Raw genomic sequence first — 18,875 nt, 5'->3', positions numbered from 1 at the left:
CGCCCTGGCGATGCAGCCCAAGCTCATGCTCTTCGACGAGCCCACCTCCGCCCTCGACCCCGAACTCGTCGGCGACGTCCTCGACGTCATGCGCCGGCTCGCCGAGGACGGCATGACGATGATCGTCGTCACCCACGAGATGGGCTTCGCCCGCGAGGTCGGCGACAACCTCGTCTTCATGGACGGCGGCGTCGTCGTCGAGTCCGGCCACCCCCGCGAGGTCCTCACCAACCCGCAGCACGACCGCACCAAGGCCTTCCTGTCCAAGGTGCTGTAGGTCCCGCGGGCGGTAGGCGACGACGGGAAGGGGCGGTACGGGCACGAGCCCGTACCGCCCCTTCCCCGTGCGTCAGCGCACCGCGAGGAGCAGCGTGTCGGACGGCGAGGCCCAGACCGCGCGGGCCTCGCCGAAGCCGGCGGCGCGCAGGGTGTCGGCGTGCCAGCGGGGCGCGGGCATGTCGCCGTCGGCGTGCTCGCCGTAGATCTCGAAGCGCCGGGCGGTGGGCCCGGCGAGGTCCGGGTCCTCGGCGGCGAGCGCCCACCAGTCGGCCCAGTCGAGGACGCCGGCGGCCTTCTCGCGGTCCATGCGGGCGTGCCGCTGGGCGCGCTCGGCGGCGTTGATGCGCGGGGTGGTCTCGTCGATCATGTGGTCGGCGTTCATGAAGACGCCGCCTTCGCGGACGAGACCGGCGAGCCGGCCGTACAAGGCGGCCAGTGGCTCGCTGTGCAGCCAGTGCAGGGCGGTGGCGGTGAGGACGGCGTCGTACGAGTCGTACGGCAGCGCCTCGGTCCACGCCGGGTCCTTGAGGTCGGCGGTCACGAAGGTGACGCGGTCGTCCCCGGCGAAGGTGCCCTGGGCGATGGTGAGCAGCGCGGGATCGAGGTCGACGCCGGTGCTGGTGGCCTTCGGGAACCGACGGAGCAGCCGGTCCGTAATACTTCCCGTACCACAGGCGAGGTCGAGCACGCGGGGCTCCGGGCCCACGAGTGCCTCGACCATGTCGAGCATGATCCGGAACCGCTCCTCGCGGTCGGGCATGTACCACTCCTGCTGGCGGTCCCAGCTGCGCTGCCAGGCCGCCCAGTCGGTCCCGGTGGTCGCCGTGCCCGTCCGGCCCGCGGTGTCGTCCGACATGGTTCTTCCTCCACCCGCTTCGTAATACCCTCGAAGGGCAAGCGTCGCTTACCCTTCCCCGCCCCTGACCCTAGCCCGCCGGAGTAAGGACTACAAGTGGAACTCGCCTATTACTCGGATTATGCCGTGCGACTGGTCAACACCGAGGAACCGGCGCGCGGCAAGGACTCCCTCACCTCCGTCGAGGTGGTCCGCGAACTGTTCGGCGCGGCCTCCCAGATGGCCCGGCGGGTGACGGACGCCGACGTGACCCGCTTCCGCTCGGTACGGTCCCGGCTGCGGGCCGTCTTCACGGCGGCCGACGAGGGCGACCACACGGGAGCCGTGGACCTGCTGAACTCCCTCCTGCTGGAGTTCCCGGTCAGCCCGCAGATCTCCGGCCACGACTACCTCGACGAGGAGGGCCGGCCGCGGTGGCACATGCACCTCGCCGATCACCCGTCGAACGCGACCGCGGGCTACGCCGCCATCGCGGCCATGGGCCTCGCCTTCCACCTGACCGAGTTCGGCGCCGACCGCCTCGGCCTGTGCCAGGCCGCCCCGTGCCGCAACGCCTACCTGGACACCTCCACGAACCGCTCCCGGCGCTACTGCTCCGACCGCTGCGCCACCCGCGCCAACGTGGCCGCCTACCGCGCCCGCAAGCGCCAGGAGGCCCTCGACGCCGAGCGCACCGGCCGCACGGCCGACAACAGCCAGGAGAGCACCACGCCTGCCGACCGCTGACGCCCGGGGGTGACCGGCCGGTACCGCGCGAGCACCCGGCCGAGCACGAGCGGCTCCGGGACGACCCCGAACACCCGGCTGTCCCCCTCGGCGCCGGGGTTGTCCCCCAGCACCCACCACCCGCCCTCGCGCCGCTCGACCAGCCGCTTCACGATGAGCAGATCCTGCTGGAGCGGGTGGCGCAGCACGGCCACGTTCCCGGCCCGCAGCCGGGCCCCGTACCGCACGAACAGCTGGTCGCCGTGGAGCAGCGTGGGCACCATCGACACCCCCGTCACCTCGGCGATCCCGAACGGGGCCCCGGTCTCCCGCCCCGGCTCACGCCCCGATTCCACCATCCGGTACCTCCCGGTCCGATCGTCCACGAGTCCCATGGTGACCCTGGACTTTTGTCCTAAGCACCAGGGGGCACTCGCGAAATCGCGCTGCCCACCGAGTAATGTCCCACCTTGAGAAGACGATCACGAGGAAGGACAGCAGCATGCTCTCCCGCCTGTTTGCCCCCAAGGTGAAGGTCAGCGCCCACTGCGACCTCCCCTGCGGCGTGTACGACCCGGCCCAGGCCCGCATCGAGGCCGAGTCGGTCAAGGCCGTCCAGGAGAAGTACCAGGCGAACGAGGACCCGCACTTCCGCGCCCGCGCCACGGTCATCAAGGAGCAGCGCGCCGAGCTGGCCAAGCACCACGTCTCGGTCCTGTGGAGCGACTACTTCAAGCCCCCGCACTTCGAGAAGTACCCCGAGCTGCACGTGCTCATCAACGACACCCTGAAGGCCCTGTCGGCGGCGAAGGCCTCGACGGACCCGAAGACGGGCGAGAAGGCGCTGGAGCTCATCGCCGAGATCGACCGCATCTTCTGGGAGACGAAGAAGGCCTGACCTCCGGTCAAGCCGCTTGACCTGCGATTCTCCAATCGTCTGGTCGACCAGTCCGCACCCGGTCCGCAGGCCGCCGAGCACGGCGTCCATGACGGCCCGGGTGCGGTCTTCTTCGCCCGGCCACAGGTGCGCGGAGGTCCGCAGCGTGATGGCGGCGGACGCGTGCCCGAGGACCAGCTGCACCTGCTTGACGCTCGTGCAGCGCGCCGCCGGCGATGAGCGCGGAGGCGTAGAAGTGCCGCAGGTCGTGGGGGACCATGTGGGGCAGCTCGACAGCCTTGCGACCCTCATGCCCGGCGACCTCGTCCGCTAACAATCGTCACAAGATCAACGCGAGAGCCTGCGATTCCCCAGGACGGTCGTCGCGTCATGCCCAGCAGCGGGCCGCCTGAGGTTGCCGCCGACTGTCGTCAGCATCTGGCCGAGCAAGTGGAATGCTCGTGCGCGTGTGGGTGCTCTGCGTGCCGTGCCTGTCCAGTACGCGTCCGTGAGCGTCTCGACTGCGGTAAGGGTGTGCTGGTCATCGCCGGCGGCCAGCACCAGCGCGAATCGCACGTAGTCACCGATGTCGGTGCCCTGAGGGTACTGCTCGGCGAAGCCCTGAAGCCGTGAGGTCAGTGCGGGCAGTGTGCGAACTGTGGGAAAGACGACGGCGAGGCCTGCCAGCGCCAGACGGACTGCGGGACATTCCATCGCCCACCGGGCAAGAAGGTCCGGGATGCAGGACCGGACGGCGTCACGGGCCCTGCCCGCACTTTCGGGATCGGCATGTGGCGGGACGTCCGGCCAGCACTGGGCAAGGTGGCGGTCTGTGACCGTGGCGATCTCGAACAGCAGAACCACGGTCTGGAAACGGAGCTGAGGAGGTACTCGGTCGTCGACGGACAGGGCTGCGAGCAAGGCGACACCCTCTGCGGTGTACGGATGGCAGGTGTCCTGATGAAGGATCTCGTTGTAGAAGTCGCCGAGGAAGCACCTGTCGCTGTCCCAGTGCGGATCCGCCAGGGGCTCGAACAACATCGCTGCCTGCGGTGGCAGCGGGTCTGAGAGACGGCCGGCGATGACGTCGCGAAAGGTCCGCCGGATCGGCGGGCCGAAGACTCGACCGGTCCGCCATGCCTCGCGGAGGTCGGTCCCAGGCACCTCATCCGGCAAACCCTCGGGGGTGGCCTGCATGCTCATGATCGACGGAGCTTACTGCCCCTGGTCAGGGCCCGACGCACGCACTAGCAAGGACTCAAGCCAAGGCGGCAGGTGTCCGTTAGCCTCAGACCGACGGGCCGGGGCAGGATCGGCCGGCGTACTGGGGTGGGTTCGCGTGCAGTTCTGGAGGGAGGTCAAGCAGGGTCTTCTACCCCGACGTCGTCGGCCTCCGGGAAGCAGGACGAACTGCTGAGAGAGAACCAAGAGCCTTTTCACCTGCGCAGCTCCGATCGCGTGATCTTCATGCACCAGGGGTACCAATTCGAGTTCCTGCGCGGCGAAGGGCGCGATCCAGAGGTGTGGACCTACTCCGAGGGTGACGCCGAACCGTCTCGGGTCTACATCCGCTTCACGGACTGGTTGGAAGCGAACGTCCGTCAGCAAAGGGAAGCGTGGGCCCGCCTGGTTCCCTGGTACGAAGCCGAACAGCAGAAGCCCTCGGGCGAGCGCCGCGTGTATTTTCTACCGCCACCACCCCGACGGCAGTGTGACCGACGAGCTGTAGCGACTCTCCCGGTCAGCGGCGGCAGACAAGGATGCCGCCAAGGCAGGTGATCTCGTACGCGCCATTGCGGGCGATGTCGTCGGTGACGAGGGCACGGGCCCGATCAATGGTCGCGTCGAAGGGCACGTCCTGCTGGTCTGCCCAGGCTCGGTACGAAGCCATGTGGGCGATGACGGGCTCAGGGTCGCGGACGGTGATGGTCCCTGGCAGTTCGACGACCTCGACCTGCCTGAACTCCTCGCCGAGGAACGCCGGGGCCTTCTCCAGGGAGAAGCGAGCGCTGAGCGAGATACGAGCCGGGCCCCGCTCCAGGCCGAGGACATCACCGGCGGCCCGCTGCCAGAGCTCGTCGAGTTCGGCCTTGTCGCGGTCGCTGTTGGTGGAGGCGACCACCAGCCCGTCACGGGCGACGACCCGGGCCAGCTCCCTGACGGCCTGGGGGATGTCAGGCACGTGGTACAGCATGTGGAGCGCGAGCGCGGCGTCCACACCGCCCACCGCCAGCGGAAGCCGCGCGGCGTCCGCCACGGCGACCGGGCCTGGGACGCCTACGAGGATGCCGGGAGCGATGTCGAGGCCGAGCAGGGACAGGTCCGGCCGGTCCTGGCGGAGCCGCTGGATGAACTTGCCGTTGCCGCAGCCGATGTCGACGACGCGACCGCGCACGCTGCTCAGCTTCTCGGCGACGAGGCCGGGCAGGTCGTACCGAGGCGTCTGCCACCGGTAGAGCGACTGCCGAGCCGCCAGATCCCGGTCTCCGTTGTACGCGCTGCCCGCCAGGCGGTCCCGGTCGGTGACGGCGGCATCGTGGGCGGCGGACAGGTCGGTCACGTCGGCAACTCCGGAGGGTGGGCGGCGGACAGGGGCGCACGGACGGCCGTGTAGTGGAGACGTTCGCGCAGCTGCACGGCCTGCGCGGCTCCACCGTACTGCGGCCCTTCCAACTCCCGCCCGAGAACGGTGAGCCGGCGCACGATACTGGCCGACATGCGCTCCGGCGAGGACTCGAGAACGAAGCCGAGCATCTTCTCAGTGCCGTCCAGGTCGCCCAGGAGCATGTGCCCGCGGGCGAGGTCGAGGTGCGCGGCGAAGAGGTCACCAACCGACTGGTCGTCTCCGTCCGCGCTGCGATAGAGGTAGATCGCCGTCTCCGCGCTGACGATGGCCCGGTGGAGGTTTTCCTGCCCGCCCACGGCCAAGAGGGTCGTTCCGGCGTACGCGAACTGCTTGGCCGCAGGGAAGTCGAAGACCCCCAGCACCTCGTCCGCACCTGAGATCGCCTCGCGCGATCGTTCGGCATCCGACAGGGCGGCGAGCGCACCTGCCGAGTCGCCCACTGTCCCCAACGCCCGCGCCTCCAGACTCGCCAGCCGTGCGCCGATGCTGCCACTCGCCCTGTGCCGCCGGCCGGCCTGAGCCAGCTGGGCCGCCTGCTCGTACCGCCCGGTCCAGTACGCGATCAACGACTCCACGGCCCGTACCCAGGCCAGCATCCCCTCGTGCCCCGCCGCCTCGGCACAGGCGCGTGCGGTACGGGCGTGGGTGGCGGCAGAGTCGTAGGCGCCAAGGTCGAGACAGACGTGTGCGGACAGGCCGCAAAGGCGAGAAGCGGACAGGTAGAGATCAGCGGTCTGCCTTGGGTGCTGGCGCCCACGCAGCAGCTCGAACACCCCATCCCGTAACCGCTTGATCTCGACGTACTGCTCCATCAACGGATGGCTGACGTACGTACGGGCAAGCCGACCGACGTCGGCCTCCAGCTGCTCCACGACGAACTCGTCGGCGTTGCGCTGCGCGATGAGTCGGGCGAACTCGGCCGACCGCACCGCGTCCTCGGAGAGAGGACCTCCACGAACGTGAGTGACTTCGGACGGCAGCACCGACTGCAGGATCTCGACCTCGGCGGCGCAGGCCTCCTCCCGCCGTCCCTTGCTGACGGCCACGGCTTGGTCCAGCACGGCGACATCGACACCGAAGACCTGAGCCAGGTACGTCCGGGTGTAGGGAACGGGAACTCGCGCTTCGCGCTCGTACCGCCCGATCTCCTTGCCGGTCTTCGCGGAGCGCCCCTCCAGGGCGTTGTACTCATCGGCAACTTTCTGCTGGCTCCAGCCGCGCTCGGTGCGCAGCCGGACGAGCAAGGCGCCGATCCCGATGTCGCCCATGCCGTCCCCCAGGAACAGTGACTCTGGCCCCCATAGTGGCCCCCGCCTTGGCCCCCATGCTGGCTCCCGACCCAAATGAGTTAAGTCGCTTTGCTGTTGACCATGGCAAGCAGACTCACCAACGAGGCGACCGACGCCTCCCCGGATCTCCTTCCGAAAACAGCCCGGCACCGCACCATGCTCTTCCCCCGCCGCCGGACCACACCGCGTACCGCTCGCGATTTCGTCGCCACCACGCTGACCGAATGGGGTGAGACGAGCCGCCTCGACGACGTGCGGCTGTGCACTTCAGAACTCGTCACCAATGCAGTGCTGCACGGCGCGCCCGTGGGTCACCTGGTCCTGGTCCGCGTGGAGTCCCTCGCCGAGGAACTGCGGATCCAAGTCCACGACAGCGGGGAGAACACGCCGACGCGACGAACTCCCGAAGAGTCCGCCGTCGACGGCCGCGGTCTGCTGATCGTCGCCGCGACCGCCGACAGCTGGGGCATGAAGGAGCGAACGGGCCCCGGAAAGTGCGTCTGGGCCACATTCGACCGTGCCAAGAGCGGGGCCGTGCCCATGCCGCCCCACACCGCCGGCCCCCAGGGAGACACGTCGTGACCACCCACCCCGTCTCGCCGAACACCGTCCTCGCCAACGCCCTCCACCACGCCGAGGACGTCCTGACCCCGCGGATCCTGGCTGCGCCGCCCGAGCGGATCGTGCTGGTCGTCGGCACCCAGATCAACGGCGCCCCGCACATCGGCACCTCGCTCGTACAATCCCTGGCCTTCGCCATGGCCGCCCGACTACGCGACCGCTTCGGCCTCCCCACCGAGGTGCTCTTCAGCGCCCTCGACAACGCCCCGTACGAGCTCGCCACCGACCCCGCCAGCGGCAACCGCTACCAGCGCGCCTACGCCCAGGCCCTCGGCGAGCAGGCCCTGCTCGACCTCGTCACCGCCCTCTACCAGCCCCTCTTCACCGCCCTGTCCAGGTGCCTGGGCATCCCTCACCGCATCGAGACGTACACCCAGCAGCAGGCCGGCGCGCACTACCGCCGCACCTGGCTCCGGCTCCTCCCCCGCATCAACGCCGCCCGCTGGTGGCTCGCCCCCTCCACCGGCACCCCACACCTCCGCGTCCCCTGCCCGTACCCCGATTGCGGCTGGGCGGAAAAGCACGCCGAACGCACCCGAGTCCACCTCGCCAGCCCCGAGTCGGCGGAAGTCTCCGCGACGTGCCTCCACCATGGCCGGTACGAGGCCACCATCACGCCCACTGCCGGGGGCTACCTCGATCTGGCCACCCTCTACCGCAACCTGGTCAAGGAACTTGCCCTGACCAGCCCGCGGGGCACCCTGCACGTCATGGTGAAGGGTGGCGACTGGGTCTTCGGCTCCCACCTCGTCGACGAGGCCCTCCAGGCCGTGGGCCTCACCCGCGCCCAGCTCCCGGCCCGCCTGTTCTGCCCCCAAGTCGTCACCGACACCGGCGCCAAGCTGTCGAAATCCCTTATTCGAGAAGGCCGTGCCCCCTTGCCCGAGGGCGCTGCCCCATGGATGCTCGACACCCGGCAGTGGCCCGGCACCGTCACCGAGTACGCCGACCAGCTGCTCGCCATGGCCGAGACCCTGCTCTCCGACCCCCGCCACTTCTTCCGCTCGTACTCGGCCGCCGAGATCGGCCGCCTGATCACCGCACCGTCCCCCAGGAGCGTTCCCTCCCGATGACCGACCGCACCGCCCGCGTCCGCGAGCTCAACCTCTACCGCCAGTACTTCGAGCTCGTCGCCGCGGGCACCAAGACCATCGAGGTACGGGCCAAGTACCCGCACCTCGCCGACCTCGCCGCCGGCGACACCATCCGCTTCCGCATCAAGGGCACGGACGAGACCTGCGACGTCGAAGTCCTCCGCGTCACCGAGTACCCCAACTTCGAGGCCCTCCTCGACGGCGAAGGCCCTTCCAACGTCAACCCGACCGCAACCCGCGACCAGCAGCTGGCCAACATCCGCACCATCTATGGGCCTGAGAAGGAAGCCCTCGGCGCCCTCGCCATCGAGATCACCGTTTCGCGAGCACGCCAGGCGTGACAGTCCCATCCGGATCGTTCGCTCTGGATCCCTGGTCTCCCCATCGGCAATCAGGCGACGGAAATCAGTGACGGTCAACTCGATCAACGGGCTGTCCTGCTGCTCGGCATTAACAGGCCCTCGCGGCGTTGACGCCCAGCGGTCACGACGCCAGCGCGGCGGCTGTCCGGTCTCTGTACCCCTGACGAACGACCGCTCCTCCGGCGGACTTTGGGCTCTCTTGTCCCGATGAACCTGGCGAAGGTGGCGAGCAGAGAGTCCACGACGGCGGGAGGGCCGCCGGACGGTGAAAACCGCGGACTAGCTGTCACTGTCTGCCCGTACCTTAGTCGGCATGACGGAACCTGATGGCCCATCCGAGGCCACGCGCCGAAGCGCGATAGAGGCCGAACTGAAACGGCTAGAAGAAAGCGCGAAGTACAGCGGGCAAATGCAGTTCGAGCTGACCAAGCAGTGGCGCGGTGTCAATCTTGGGCTTGGTCTGCCAGCAAGCGTGCTGGCAGGCATCTCTGGCGCTGCCGCGCTCGTTTCCACAGCCGGGCGGGTCCCTGCTGGCATCCTCGCGCTCGTCGCGTCTGGTTGCGGCGCCATCCTCACCACCATCAACGCATCGCATCGGATGAACCAAGCTGCAGCGGCAGGCAATGCCTACTTGGAGATCCAGACCGCAGCCCGTCAGGCCAGGGAGATCGACCTGCCTTACTCGTCCATCGATGAGGCACGCCAGGCCCTGGCCGAGCTCACGGCTCGGCGGGATGAGCAGAACAAGACCGCCGAGCCCCCGAACAGGCGGGCCTACAGGCGGGCCCAGCGCAACATCGACGGCGGCGGGCAGACCTACGCCGTTGACGAAACGACCGCGACGACGGGGCGGTAGAGCAGCGATGGCACTCACGGTTTCCCAAGCTTTCGGCGTCTTCCTGGAACGCCTCACGCCCCTCCAGAGCGATCGAGACGCCAAAGCCCGGCATCGGTTCAGCGTTGAGACCTCGCTTAAGGGTTCCGCTCGTTTCGGCGTGTACCTCTTCCGCGAGACCGGCTCATTTGGTCACGGAACCGGCGTTCGGAACCACTGCGACGTTGATCTGCTGGTCAGCATGACCGGCAGCAAGCCCACTTCCGACACCGCTCTGCAATGGGTGAAGGAAGCCCTGAAATCCAGCTTTCCGACGACCACCGTCGAGATCCGCCGGCCCACCGTCGTCGTCAGGTTCGCTGGTGGAGCGGAGCAGTGGGAGATCCTCCCGGGGTTCCGCACGTCCCCTAAGGGCACAACACCCATCTACGACATCCCCGGACCAGCCAACGGGTGGATGAGTTCGGCCCCGACAGTGCACCTGGACTACGTCAACGGGGTCAATCAACAGGCTGGCATCGTCGGCGGCACGAAGAAGTTGGCCCGTCTTGCCAAGGCGTGGAAGTACTACAACCACGTGCCAATCTCCTCCTTCTACCTGGAGATGCGTGCAGCCCAGTACATGGCGGTTCAGACACACTTCAGTGCCGCCCTACATCTATGCGGCTATCTGGAGTGGCTCGACAAGATCGCGCTAGCGGACATGAACGACCCTCTGGGGAAGGCAAGCCGGTTCTCCGCGTGCTCCAGCGCGGCAAAGAAGACGACGGCCTTGTCCAATCTCCGCACCGCCGCGACTCGCGCCCGCAAGGCCGTCACCGCCGAGAATGCCTACAGCATGCCGCAGGCTTTCGACTACCTGAACCTGCTGTTCGGCCGCCAGTTCCCCAAGCGCTGACTGGTCGGTGCCCCTGCGGGCGGGAACAGCGGACCTGCGACCGTTGCGTAGCCCCCGAGAGGGCTCGACGCTCCCGTAAAGTGGAGATTTCCCGCCAAGTAGCGGCGAGGTGCCCACGACCTCGCCCCCGGGCCGTCCGCCTGCCATCTTGCGATCAGTGGAACCAGACGACAAGCCGCACCTGATCCGCTCCGTGGAGTTCGCCGAGCGTTCGCATCACGCTCCAGACCGGTCCCCAGTCGGTCTCGTTTCCCGCAACACCGTCGCGACTGCGAGTACCGGAACTGTCCGTCTCGCTCCAGTCAGCGACAGCGAGCTCGGACCACGTGATCCACGTTGTGCCGTGTACGTCAGGAGGGCCCCCGTAAGTGGCGTACTCGGTTCGCAGCGCCTCGGACGCGTCAGCGGGAAAGCCGCGGCCTTCGGCCAGCGGACGGAAGCCGAAGGAATTGCGGATGCCGAAGAGGCAGGCGAGGGCGTCGTAGGAGTTGCCGTTGTTGAGGAGGAAGAGGTCGATGGCGGCCTGCCATACGGAGTCCTCGTCATCGGGGCCCCAAAGGCGGGCGCCGGGTCGACACTCGATCATCCCGCTGACTTCGGTAGACATGCCGCGATCGTGCCCGACGGGCAGCTGACTGGGCATCCGCATTTGCCGCCACCACGCTGCGCCCGCCAGGCCGGCCTGAACGTAGTGTCGCTCGTGCCGGACCCTCGGCCAGTCCGCACACAGTCCGCAGGACACCCGATCACGACCGTCGCACCCCATCGCCAGCCATCAACAAAAGACCAGGTCAGCAACCCGCAGGGAAGATCCTGGCAGGTCACCGACCCCGCCCATTACCAGCAGACCAAAGAGGCCTGATCTTCCTCCTCGCCTGCTCTGAAGGGGCTCACCCGCGTCAGCGGGTGGGCCCCTTCAGGCTTGCTCAGTCCGTCGGGAGCGAGTAGCGGAGTTTTTGCTTCGGGGTGGCGCCCAGGCGGTCGTAGAAGCGGATCGCGCCCTCGTTCCAGGTGGGGGTCTGCCACTGGATCTCCGTGAGGCCGAGGGTGCGGGCCTCGGTGCGGACCGCGGCGACGAGGAGGGGGCCCAGGCCGTGGCCGCGGGAGTGTTCGGTGAGGTAGAGGCAGTCCATGTGGAGGTACTCGGTCGCGGACCAGGTGGAGAGTTCCGGGGCGCAGGTGGCGTAGCCGGCGAGGGTCGTGTCGGGGAGTTCGGCGACCAGGCAACGCAGGCGCGGGGCGGTGGTCTCGAAGAGGAGGCGGTGGAGGCGGGCGGCGAGGTCCGGGGGCGGCGGCGCGGCCTTCTCGTAGGCGGCGTGCTCGGCGGCCAGTGCGGCGACCCGGTCCAGGTCCTCGGGGCGGGCGTGGCGGACGAGGGCGTCGGTCATCGGACCTCGCCCTCCAGCGCGTCGGCCGACCACGCGGCCAGGCGGGTCCCGGCCGGGCCGGTGCCGTCCAGGACGTGGCGGACGAAGGCCTCGCGCTCGTGGGCGAGGACGGCGGCCTCCCAGACGCACGGCGCGAGGCCGGCGCGGCCCGGGCGCAGTTCCTCCGGGCGGCCCGCCGGCCCGGTCCAGATCGCCAGGTCCGACATGTGGCCCTCGATCCAGCTGTGGACGAGGACGTAGTCGCCGTCACCGCCCGCGTGGACGATCAGCACCGCGAGCCCGAGGGAGCCGCGGTGGCGTCCGAGCGCCAGATGGCCGGCTGCCAGCCGCAGGGCGGGGGCGGCCTCCGCCTCGCCGACCGTACGGCCCGGCGCCTCGATCCCGTACACCTTCAGGAGGTGACCGGACGTCTCCCGGGCGCCCAACGGCCGTACCGTGCGCGCGTGGTGGTCCTTCGACAGCGCCATGACGGCGTCCCAGTCCGCGTGTTCGTCCCCGTGTTCGCTCATACCGCCATCATGCACGGCCCCGCCGTCCCACCCGCGCGCAGCCAGGTGCGGTACGGGGCCGCGCGCAGGGCCGCCTCGCGGTAGGCCGCGGCGAGTTCGGCGTACGCGCGGTCCAGCGGGACGCCCGGGGCGGCGAAGAGGAGGAGGCGGACGGCCAGCGGGTCGCCGCGGAGCGGGCGGATCGCCATGTCCTCGCGCGGGCCCGAGGTGGGCTGGCAGGGGGCGACGGCCTCGCCGAGGGCGATGAGGGAGGCGGCCGTGTGGTAGTCGGCGTGCAGCAGCGGCGGGTCGAGGCCGGCTGCGGCGAGGACCCGCCGCAGACCGTCCCATTCCCCGTCGACGGCCGGGTCGACCGTCCAGCGGTCGTGCGCGAGGTCCGCGAGGTCGACGACCTCGTGGCCGGCCGCCGGGTGGTCGCGGGCCATGGAGACGAACTGCGGTTCGCGTTCGACCAGGACCCGGCCCCGCAGGCCGTCCGGGACCCGTAACGGGCAGCCCTCGACCTCGTGGACGAAGGCCAGGTCGAGCCGGCCGGCCGCGGCCGCGCGCAGCAGCGTGTTCGCGGAGACGTCCACCCGTAGCGCGATGTCGCTCCCGGGCAGCCCCTGGCGGAGCCGGCGCAGCCAGCCCGGCAGGGCGCGGCTCGCGGTCGAGCCGACGCGCAGCGCGGGGCCTTCGGCGCGGGCGGCGGCCGCACGGGTCTCGGCGACCAGGGCGGTCATGCCGTCGACGAGCGGGCGGGCCCGGCTGAGGACGGAGCGGCCCAGCGGGGTGGGGTGGCAGCCGGTGCGGCCGCGGGTGAAGAGTTCGGCGCCGAGGGCGTTCTCGATGCGGCGCAGCTGGGTGGTCAGGGAGGGCTGGCTGACGCCGAGCCGGCGGGCGGCCCTGTGCAGACTGCCGGTGTCCGCGATGGCGCAGAGCGCCCGCAGGTGCCTCACCTCCAGCTCCATGGTCCGAGGTTAGGGCGCCTCCCGACCGGCGCGCCAGACCGTCAGCGATTTGTCAACTCTCGCCCTATGGGCCGGAGTTGATGGTGGCGTGATGTCATCGCGTTATCGGCGGATGACATCATTCCCACGCGACCCGGCTCCCCCGACACTCTCCTCAACCCCACAGGAGGAGCCCCCCATGAGACACCCGAAGATCCTCACGTCCTTACTGGCCACCGCCGTCGGCGCCGGCCTCGGCCTCTCCCTCGGAGCCGTCCCGGCCGCCGCGGCGCCTGTCCCCAGCGCCGCCCACGCCGGCTCCGTCGGCTACGCCGGCTCCGCCGAGGAGGCCAGGGCCAACCAGGCGTTCTTCGACGCCGTCCTCAGGTCGGTCGCGAAGAAGCGGGCCGCCACGCCTGGTGCCACCGCCGTCACCGTGGTCTACAGCGCCGCCAACGCACCCAGTTTCCGCACCCAGATATCCCGCTCGGCGCAGATCTGGAACAGCTCCGTCGTCAACGTCCGCCTCGTGGAGGGCGCCAACGCCGACTTCGCGTACTACGAGGGGAACGACTCCCGCGGCTCGTACGCGAGCACCGACGGGCACGGCAACGGCTACATCTTCCTCGACTACCGGCAGAACCAGCAGTACAACTCCACCCGCGTCACCGCCCACGAGACCGGCCACGTGCTCGGCCTCCCCGACCACTACAGCGGCCCGTGCAGCGAGCTGATGTCCGGCGGCGGGCCGGGCACGTCCTGCACGAACGCCTACCCGAACTCCCAGGAGCGGTCCCGCGTCGACCAGTTGTGGCGCTACGGGCTCGCGTCGGCGTTCAAGTCGTCCTGACCAGCCCCTGACGGGGGCGCCGGTTGGTAGCGTGGCGGACATGCCCGAAGAGCGGAGCACCGACAGCGACCGGAGCACCACCCTGTACGAGGCCGTGGGAGGCGCCGAGGCGCTGCGCCGGCTCTCCGACACGTTCTACGAGGCGGTCCTCGCGGATCCTCTCCTCGCCCCCGTCTTCGCCGACTTCACCCCGACCCACGTCGAGCACGTCGCCGTGTGGCTGGCCGAGGTCTTCTCCGGCCCCGCCGGCTTCACGGCACACCACGGCGGTCATCAGGCCCTCCTCACCGCGCACCTCGGTCTGGCCATCACCGAGGAGCAGCGGCTGCGCTGGATGGAGCTGATGACCGCGGCCGTGGAGAAGGAACTCCCGGACGACGCACTGCTGCGCCGCCGGGTGATCGAGTACTTCGACTGGGGAACCCGGATCGCCAAGGACGTCTCGGCCTCCGCGCCGGGTACGGACCTGGGCGAGCCCGGGCCCACCCCGCGCTGGGGCTGGGACGGTCTCGCCTGAGGCCGTACGTGCCCGCCCGGCGGCGGTCGGATCCCCCGGGTTCGTTCGTGTGCGGCCCTCCGGGCGGAGGCGCGGCCGTCAGGCCGCCTGGAGCAGTTGCCGCCCGAACTCCGTACCGGGCGGCAGCTGGCGCCGTACCCGGCTCAGCGCCTCCTCGAAGTCACCGCCGGCGATGCCGGACTCGAAGGCCGCTCCCCCGTAGTGGAGGGTCAGGCTGAGGTCGGCGCGCTCGCCGAGGGTCAGCAGGCAGCTGAGCGTCGCCTGCTGGGTGGCGCCGTCCGCGACGACGGGGAGCGGGAGGTCCCACTCCAGCACGCACCCGGTGAGGGCCTGCCCGCCCTCGTCCGCGGCGGTGAGCGCGGCGAAGCTCGCGCCCGTGTACTCGATTCCCCTGATACGGGTCGCCACACGGCTCCCGTCGGCCGTGATGACGATCGCTTCCGCACCGCGGCGGTCCCGGTACCAACCGGTCCAGACTTCTGTCGACTCCGATGACATGCGCGGACTGTAGCGGTATGACCGGCTCCGGCGCGCGGCCGGTCACCCGGCGGCCGGACTTCTCCCGGTCTCGCCGTTCTTGCCGGTCACGTGCGCGCTGGTGGCTTCCGCGCCGTCTTCGCCGCCGGCACCCCCGTCTTCGCCACCGCCGTCTCCGCCGTCTCCGTCGCGCGGTTCCCCGTCATCGGGGACGTACAGCCTGCATCGCGGGTTGCGGCAGGGCTGCACCTCCCACTCGGGGACCCACGCGCCGAGGACCTTGTGGCGCTTCGCCAGGACCTGCCGGGGCTGCCCGCAGGCCGGGCAGGGGTGCTGGGCCTGGGGGTCCCGTGTGGTGAACGGCGCAGGCTCGGTCATGTCTCCAGCCTAGGGCGCGACCCCCGTCACCGCTTCCTGGTGTACGTCCGCACGACGACCCCGTTCCCGAAGGACCGGACGTCCTCGAGCGCGAAGTCGCGCACGGCGAAGTCCGCGCCGAACATCGGCATTCCCGAGCCGTACACCTGCGGGTAGCTCTTGATGACGAGCTCGTCGATCTCGTCGGCGAGCTGACCGGCGACGTTCGCACCGCCGCAGAGCCAGATGCCCAGCGGGCCGTCCTCTGCCTTGAGCTCGCGGACCCGGGCGACCAGGTCGCCGGCGACCAGCTCGACGTTCGGGTCGGGCGACTCCGTGAGCGAGCGCGTCGCGACGATCTCCCGCAGATGCGCGTACGGGCTGGGGATGCCGGCCTCCAGGCCGAGGCGGTACGAGCCGAGGCCCTGGATCACGGTGTCGAACCGCTTGTTGGGCACGCCCGCGACGCCGAAGGCCTCCCGGGCGACGGAGGGGATGGTCTCCGGGTACTCGCTGTTCATGAAGGCGGCGTACTCCTCGTCCATGAACTGGAACATGGAGGAGGCGTCGCCCTTGGGGTCGCCGATGAAGCCGTCGAGGGAGCAGGCGACGTAGTACGTGAGCTTGCGCAAGCCGGAACTCTTTCCTTAGGGGGCAGTGGTCTCGCTGACCACTGCGCCCATAGTGCTCCATCCGTAGTGGTTGCGCAAGCTCTTTTCGCACAGGGATTCGCGCGTCAGCGGCTTCGCCGCGTCACGAACTCCGCCAGCGCCAGCAGATCCCCGGCCGCCGACAAGTCCGGCACTGCGCGGGAGAGTTGCTCGACCGCACGGGCCATCCGCTCGGCCGCCTGGCCCTGTGCCCAGTCCCGGCCGCCGGCCCGCTCCACCGCGTCCGCCGCCACCCGCACCGCGTCCGCGTCCAGGAACGGGCGGGCGTACAGCTCGGCCAGCTCCTCGCCCGCCGGGGTCCCGGAGGTCAGCGCCGCCACCACCGGCAGCGACTTCTTGTGCGCGACGAGGTCGGCGCCGGACGGCTTGCCCGTACGCCCCGGATCGCCCCAGATCCCGATCAGGTCGTCGATCAGCTGGAACGCGAGCCCGGCCTCCCGGCCGAACGCGTCGAGCGCCGCGACCGCCTCCTCGTCGGCGCCCGCGTACAGCGCGCCCAGCGCGCAGGCGCAGCCGAGGAGCGCCCCCGTCTTGGCGGTGGCCATCGCCACCACCTCGTCCAGGGAGACCTCGTACGGTCCGCGCTGCTCGAAGGCGCAGTCCGCCTGCTGGCCCGCGCACAGCTCGATGACACAGGCGGCGAGCCGGGCCGCGGCGGGGACGGAGGCCGGGTGGGGGTCCTCGGCGAGCAGCCGCAGCGCGAGCGCGTTCATCGCGTCGCCGGCGAGCAGCGCGTCGGGGATGCCGAACACCTTCCAGGCGGTGGGCCGGTGACGGCGGGTCGGGTCCTCGTCGACGATGTCGTCGTGGAGCAGGGTGAAGTTGTGGGCCAGCTCCACCGCCGCGGCGGCCTTCACCGCCGGGGCCGGGTCCGCGCCGAGCGCGCGGGCGGCGGCGAGCACCAGGGCCGGGCGGATGGCCTTGCCGCCCTGGCCGTCCGCGGCCGGGCTGCCGTCGGCCTCCTCCCAGCCGAAGTGGTAGGCGGCGATGCGCCGTATGGAACCGGGCAGGGACGCGACGGTCGTACGGAGCTGGGGGTCGACGACGCTGCGCGTCCGGTCGAGGAGCAGCACGGCGCTCCGTCCCCCGGTCACGGCGTCCGCGCCGGCCGCGGCGTCCGCGGTGGTCACGGCATCCGCGCTGGTCGTGGTCATGTTCTCGGGTACCTTCCTGACGGTCTGCGGTACGCGACGGATCGGGCTCCGGGGACGGGGGCCCCGTCGGCCAGGTCCCCGCCCCCGGAGGTTCGTGCGGTGCGCGGTCAGCGCCGACGGCCGAGTTCGACGTTCTCCAGGACGCCCAGCGCGTCGGGGACCAGGACGGCCGCCGAGTAGTAGGCGGTGAGCAGGTAGGAGCCGATCGCCCGGTCGTCGATGCCCATGAAGCGGCAGGACAGGCCGGGCTCGATCTCGTCCGGGAGGCCGGGCTGGTGCAGGCCGATCACGCCCTGGTCCGACTCCCCCGTGCGCATGCAGATGATCGAGGTGGTGCGGGCGGCGGAGACCGGGATCTTGTCGCACGGGTAGATCGGGACGCCGCGCCAGGTCATGATCCGCGTGCCGTCGACGTCGATCGTGTCGGGAACCAGGCCGCGCCGGTTGAGCTCGCGCCCGAAGGCGGCGATGGCCTGCGGGTGGGCCAGGAACAGCCTGGAGTCGCGCCGCCGGGAGAGCAGCTCGTCCATGTCGTCGGGCCCCGGCACGCCGTCGTGGGGCTGGAGGCGCTGCCCGTAGTCGCAGTTGGCGAGGAGGCCGAACTCCCGATTGTTGACCAGCTCGTGCTCCTGGCGCTCGCGCAGCGCCTCGACCGTGAGCCGCACCTGGTGCTCGGTCTGGTCCATCGGGTGGTTGTAGAGGTCGGCCACGCGGGTGTGGACCTTCAGCACGGTCTGGGCGACGCTCAGCTCGTACTCGCGCGGAGAGATCTCGTAGTCGACGAAGGTGTGCGGGACGACGGGCTCGCCGACGTGGCCGGCGGAGAGGTCGATGGCCGCCTCGCCGTACCTGTTGGCGGGCCGGTGGGGCAGCGCGGCGAACTCGGCGAGATGGCCGGCCAGCGCGCCGGCCCGCGCGGCGACGGCGAGGACCTCGGCCCTGCCGAGCTCGAGGACCGTGCAGGCGGTGGTGGCGCGGGCCGTCCACTCCCAGGCGGCCTCGGCGCTGACCAGTGCCGCCTCTCCGAAGTAGGCGCCGTCGGCGAGGACGCCGAGCACGGTCTCATCGCCGTAGGGCCCCTCGCCGAGCTGCTCGACCTTGCCGTGCGCGAGCAGGTGGACCCGGTCGGCCGTCCCGCCCCGGGTGGCGATCACCTCGCCCGCCGCGTACTCCCGCTGGACGCAGCGGGCGGCCAGCTCGGCGAGGACGTCCTGGTCCCCGAACTCGCGCAGGGCGGGCAGCTCGCCGAGCTCGGCGGGGACGACCGCGACGCGCTCGCCGGTCTGCACGAAGGTGACCCGGCCGTCACCCACCGCGTAGCTCAGCCGCCGGTTCACCCGGTAGGTGCCTCCCTTCACCCGCACCCACGGCAGCGCGCGCAGCAGCCACCGGGAGGTGATCTCCTGCATCTGCGGTGCCGACTTGGTGGTGCTCGCGAGGTTCCGCGCGGCGGCGGTGCCGAGACTCTGCTGCGGGCGCCTGCCCTCGCGCACCTCGTCGCCAACCGAACCAACGGACATGGAACTCCCTCTCGATACGACAAATCTGCGAGAAAGAGCCTTTCAGCACGCAGCGTGCCCG

23 protein-coding genes and 1 pseudogene are annotated in these 18,875 nt (G+C 70.4%); 10 read left to right on the top strand and 14 right to left on the bottom strand.

Annotated features, from left to right (window positions below; genetic code table 11):
• Window positions 1-277, top strand: a pseudogene (locus ACFVGS_RS29215) (ectoine/hydroxyectoine ABC transporter ATP-binding protein EhuA); the annotation flags it as partial.
• Between the two features lie 72 nt (window positions 278-349).
• Here ACFVGS_RS29215 and ACFVGS_RS29210 read toward each other — a convergent pair.
• Window positions 350-1,135 (bottom strand): class I SAM-dependent methyltransferase, encoded by a 786-nt coding sequence (locus ACFVGS_RS29210; protein WP_385694585.1) that lies wholly within the window; start codon window positions 1,133-1,135, stop codon window positions 350-352.
• Window positions 1,136-1,231: 96 nt separating this feature from the next.
• Here ACFVGS_RS29210 and ACFVGS_RS29205 point away from each other — a divergent pair, with 96 nt between their 5' ends.
• Window positions 1,232-1,861: a CGNR zinc finger domain-containing protein gene (locus ACFVGS_RS29205; protein ID WP_384419726.1), complete on the top strand. Its 630-nt coding sequence runs from the start codon at window positions 1,232-1,234 to the stop codon at window positions 1,859-1,861.
• Here ACFVGS_RS29205 and sodX read toward each other — a convergent pair.
• Window positions 1,765-2,199: a nickel-type superoxide dismutase maturation protease gene (sodX, locus tag ACFVGS_RS29200; RefSeq protein WP_384419868.1), complete on the bottom strand. Its 435-nt coding sequence runs from the start codon at window positions 2,197-2,199 to the stop codon at window positions 1,765-1,767. The two genes, ACFVGS_RS29205 and sodX, sit on opposite strands and share 97 nt — an antisense overlap.
• Window positions 2,200-2,342: 143 nt before the next feature.
• On the opposite strand from sodX, the gene sodN reads away from it, so the two are divergent.
• Complete coding sequence (sodN, locus tag ACFVGS_RS29195; RefSeq protein WP_128982927.1) at window positions 2,343-2,738, top strand: superoxide dismutase, Ni; 396 nt, start codon at window positions 2,343-2,345, stop codon at window positions 2,736-2,738.
• 327 nt (window positions 2,739-3,065) lie between these two features.
• On the opposite strand, the gene ACFVGS_RS29190 is transcribed toward sodN, so the two are convergent.
• The 3 genes from ACFVGS_RS29190 to ACFVGS_RS29180 all read right to left on the bottom strand — a co-directional run bounded on the left by ACFVGS_RS29190 (window position 3,066) and on the right by ACFVGS_RS29180 (window position 6,611).
• Entirely contained in the window at window positions 3,066-3,920 is an 855-nt protein-coding gene (locus ACFVGS_RS29190; RefSeq protein ID WP_385694583.1) for a hypothetical protein, read from the bottom strand.
• A 538-nt stretch (window positions 3,921-4,458) separates the two neighbouring features.
• Window positions 4,459-5,277 (bottom strand): class I SAM-dependent methyltransferase, encoded by an 819-nt coding sequence (locus ACFVGS_RS29185; RefSeq protein WP_385694581.1) that lies wholly within the window; start codon window positions 5,275-5,277, stop codon window positions 4,459-4,461.
• Complete coding sequence (locus ACFVGS_RS29180; protein ID WP_384419737.1) at window positions 5,274-6,611, bottom strand: helix-turn-helix domain-containing protein; 1,338 nt, start codon at window positions 6,609-6,611, stop codon at window positions 5,274-5,276. Before ACFVGS_RS29180 ends, ACFVGS_RS29185 begins: the two co-directional genes overlap by 4 nt.
• Window positions 6,612-6,713: 102 nt before the next feature.
• On the opposite strand from ACFVGS_RS29180, the gene ACFVGS_RS29175 reads away from it, so the two are divergent.
• From ACFVGS_RS29175 to ACFVGS_RS29155, 5 genes are all read left to right on the top strand, one after another.
• Complete coding sequence (locus ACFVGS_RS29175; protein WP_384419740.1) at window positions 6,714-7,214, top strand: ATP-binding protein; 501 nt, start codon at window positions 6,714-6,716, stop codon at window positions 7,212-7,214.
• Complete coding sequence (locus tag ACFVGS_RS29170; RefSeq protein WP_385694579.1) at window positions 7,211-8,326, top strand: hypothetical protein; 1,116 nt, start codon at window positions 7,211-7,213, stop codon at window positions 8,324-8,326. Before ACFVGS_RS29175 ends, ACFVGS_RS29170 begins: the two co-directional genes overlap by 4 nt.
• Window positions 8,323-8,688, top strand: a complete 366-nt coding sequence (locus tag ACFVGS_RS29165; protein WP_385694577.1) for an ASCH domain-containing protein — start codon at window positions 8,323-8,325, stop codon at window positions 8,686-8,688. The genes ACFVGS_RS29170 and ACFVGS_RS29165 overlap by 4 nt, the downstream gene beginning before the upstream one ends.
• 334 nt (window positions 8,689-9,022) lie before the next feature.
• A complete protein-coding gene (locus ACFVGS_RS29160; RefSeq protein WP_385694576.1) occupies window positions 9,023-9,565 on the top strand; it encodes an SLATT domain-containing protein in 543 nt (180 codons plus the stop codon).
• A 7-nt stretch (window positions 9,566-9,572) separates the two neighbouring features.
• Window positions 9,573-10,442 carry a nucleotidyltransferase gene (locus ACFVGS_RS29155; RefSeq protein WP_385694573.1) on the top strand — a complete coding sequence of 290 codons (870 nt, stop codon included), beginning with the start codon at window positions 9,573-9,575 and terminating at the stop codon, window positions 10,440-10,442.
• A 154-nt stretch (window positions 10,443-10,596) separates the two neighbouring features.
• Here ACFVGS_RS29155 and ACFVGS_RS29150 read toward each other — a convergent pair whose 3' ends face one another.
• The 4 genes from ACFVGS_RS29150 to ACFVGS_RS29135 all read right to left on the bottom strand — a co-directional run bounded on the left by ACFVGS_RS29150 (window position 10,597) and on the right by ACFVGS_RS29135 (window position 13,289).
• Window positions 10,597-11,049 (bottom strand): hypothetical protein, encoded by a 453-nt coding sequence (locus tag ACFVGS_RS29150; protein ID WP_385694571.1) that lies wholly within the window; start codon window positions 11,047-11,049, stop codon window positions 10,597-10,599.
• Window positions 11,050-11,368: 319 nt separating this feature from the next.
• A complete protein-coding gene (locus ACFVGS_RS29145; RefSeq protein ID WP_384419754.1) occupies window positions 11,369-11,830 on the bottom strand; it encodes a GNAT family N-acetyltransferase in 462 nt (153 codons plus the stop codon).
• Window positions 11,827-12,339, bottom strand: a complete 513-nt coding sequence (locus ACFVGS_RS29140; RefSeq protein WP_385694568.1) for a hypothetical protein — start codon at window positions 12,337-12,339, stop codon at window positions 11,827-11,829. The genes ACFVGS_RS29145 and ACFVGS_RS29140 overlap by 4 nt, the downstream gene beginning before the upstream one ends.
• On the bottom strand, window positions 12,336-13,289 hold the full coding sequence (locus ACFVGS_RS29135) for a LysR family transcriptional regulator (RefSeq protein ID WP_385694566.1): 954 nt from the start codon (window positions 13,287-13,289) through the stop codon (window positions 12,336-12,338). Before ACFVGS_RS29135 ends, ACFVGS_RS29140 begins: the two co-directional genes overlap by 4 nt.
• Window positions 13,290-13,467: 178 nt before the next feature.
• Between ACFVGS_RS29135 and snpA the strand changes: the two genes are divergently transcribed.
• Together snpA and ACFVGS_RS29125 are read left to right on the top strand one after the other, a co-directional pair.
• Window positions 13,468-14,118 (top strand): snapalysin, encoded by a 651-nt coding sequence (gene snpA / locus ACFVGS_RS29130; RefSeq protein ID WP_385694563.1) that lies wholly within the window; start codon window positions 13,468-13,470, stop codon window positions 14,116-14,118.
• 40 nt (window positions 14,119-14,158) lie between these two features.
• On the top strand, window positions 14,159-14,635 hold the full coding sequence (locus ACFVGS_RS29125; protein ID WP_384419765.1) for a group II truncated hemoglobin: 477 nt from the start codon (window positions 14,159-14,161) through the stop codon (window positions 14,633-14,635).
• Window positions 14,636-14,713: 78 nt separating this feature from the next.
• On the opposite strand, the gene ACFVGS_RS29120 is transcribed toward ACFVGS_RS29125, so the two are convergent.
• The 5 genes from ACFVGS_RS29120 to ACFVGS_RS29100 form a co-directional block, all read right to left on the bottom strand.
• Window positions 14,714-15,133, bottom strand: coding sequence for a DUF6304 family protein (locus ACFVGS_RS29120; RefSeq protein ID WP_384419768.1), 420 nt, complete (start codon window positions 15,131-15,133; stop codon window positions 14,714-14,716).
• Window positions 15,134-15,175: 42 nt separating this feature from the next.
• Window positions 15,176-15,490, bottom strand: a complete 315-nt coding sequence (locus ACFVGS_RS29115) for a hypothetical protein (protein WP_385694559.1) — start codon at window positions 15,488-15,490, stop codon at window positions 15,176-15,178.
• A 26-nt stretch (window positions 15,491-15,516) separates the two neighbouring features.
• Complete coding sequence (locus tag ACFVGS_RS29110; RefSeq protein WP_385694557.1) at window positions 15,517-16,101, bottom strand: dihydrofolate reductase family protein; 585 nt, start codon at window positions 16,099-16,101, stop codon at window positions 15,517-15,519.
• A 104-nt stretch (window positions 16,102-16,205) separates the two neighbouring features.
• On the bottom strand, window positions 16,206-17,294 hold the full coding sequence (locus ACFVGS_RS29105) for a family 2 encapsulin nanocompartment cargo protein polyprenyl transferase (RefSeq protein WP_385694555.1): 1,089 nt from the start codon (window positions 17,292-17,294) through the stop codon (window positions 16,206-16,208).
• A gap of 107 nt (window positions 17,295-17,401) precedes the next feature.
• Window positions 17,402-18,814 carry a family 2B encapsulin nanocompartment shell protein gene (locus ACFVGS_RS29100; protein ID WP_385694552.1) on the bottom strand — a complete coding sequence of 471 codons (1,413 nt, stop codon included), beginning with the start codon at window positions 18,812-18,814 and terminating at the stop codon, window positions 17,402-17,404.
• Between the last annotated feature and the right edge of the window lie 61 nt (window positions 18,815-18,875).

This window comes from Streptomyces sp. NPDC127114, from assembly GCF_042677525.1.
In the GTDB taxonomy this organism is placed as follows: Bacteria; Actinomycetota; Actinomycetes; order Streptomycetales; family Streptomycetaceae; genus Streptomyces.
The sequence above is the reverse complement of the archived record's forward strand: the minus strand, read 5'-3'. Positions and strand labels throughout refer to the sequence as shown.

Bases quoted from the DNA above. Each gene is read 5' to 3' on its own strand.
- sodX (WP_384419868.1), bottom strand. From the start codon at position 2,199: ATGGTGGAATCGGGGCGTGAGCCGGGGCGGGAGACCGGGGCCCCGTTC.
- ACFVGS_RS29140 (WP_385694568.1), bottom strand. From the start codon at position 12,339: ATGAGCGAACACGGGGACGAACACGCGGACTGGGACGCCGTCATGGCG.
- ACFVGS_RS29155 (WP_385694573.1), top strand. From the start codon at position 9,573: ATGGCACTCACGGTTTCCCAAGCTTTCGGCGTCTTCCTGGAACGCCTC.
- ACFVGS_RS29175 (WP_384419740.1), top strand. From the start codon at position 6,714: ATGGCAAGCAGACTCACCAACGAGGCGACCGACGCCTCCCCGGATCTC.
- ACFVGS_RS29165 (WP_385694577.1), top strand. From the start codon at position 8,323: ATGACCGACCGCACCGCCCGCGTCCGCGAGCTCAACCTCTACCGCCAG.
- ACFVGS_RS29210 (WP_385694585.1), bottom strand. From the start codon at position 1,135: ATGTCGGACGACACCGCGGGCCGGACGGGCACGGCGACCACCGGGACC.
- ACFVGS_RS29100 (WP_385694552.1), bottom strand. From the start codon at position 18,814: ATGTCCGTTGGTTCGGTTGGCGACGAGGTGCGCGAGGGCAGGCGCCCG.
- ACFVGS_RS29125 (WP_384419765.1), top strand. From the start codon at position 14,159: ATGCCCGAAGAGCGGAGCACCGACAGCGACCGGAGCACCACCCTGTAC.
- snpA (WP_385694563.1), top strand. From the start codon at position 13,468: ATGAGACACCCGAAGATCCTCACGTCCTTACTGGCCACCGCCGTCGGC.
- ACFVGS_RS29160 (WP_385694576.1), top strand. From the start codon at position 9,023: ATGACGGAACCTGATGGCCCATCCGAGGCCACGCGCCGAAGCGCGATA.
- ACFVGS_RS29135 (WP_385694566.1), bottom strand. From the start codon at position 13,289: ATGGAGCTGGAGGTGAGGCACCTGCGGGCGCTCTGCGCCATCGCGGAC.
- ACFVGS_RS29115 (WP_385694559.1), bottom strand. From the start codon at position 15,490: ATGACCGAGCCTGCGCCGTTCACCACACGGGACCCCCAGGCCCAGCAC.
- ACFVGS_RS29145 (WP_384419754.1), bottom strand. From the start codon at position 11,830: ATGACCGACGCCCTCGTCCGCCACGCCCGCCCCGAGGACCTGGACCGG.
- ACFVGS_RS29105 (WP_385694555.1), bottom strand. From the start codon at position 17,294: ATGACCACGACCAGCGCGGATGCCGTGACCACCGCGGACGCCGCGGCC.
- ACFVGS_RS29120 (WP_384419768.1), bottom strand. From the start codon at position 15,133: ATGTCATCGGAGTCGACAGAAGTCTGGACCGGTTGGTACCGGGACCGC.
- ACFVGS_RS29150 (WP_385694571.1), bottom strand. From the start codon at position 11,049: ATGTCTACCGAAGTCAGCGGGATGATCGAGTGTCGACCCGGCGCCCGC.
- sodN (WP_128982927.1), top strand. From the start codon at position 2,343: ATGCTCTCCCGCCTGTTTGCCCCCAAGGTGAAGGTCAGCGCCCACTGC.
- ACFVGS_RS29180 (WP_384419737.1), bottom strand. From the start codon at position 6,611: ATGGGCGACATCGGGATCGGCGCCTTGCTCGTCCGGCTGCGCACCGAG.
- ACFVGS_RS29190 (WP_385694583.1), bottom strand. From the start codon at position 3,920: ATGAGCATGCAGGCCACCCCCGAGGGTTTGCCGGATGAGGTGCCTGGG.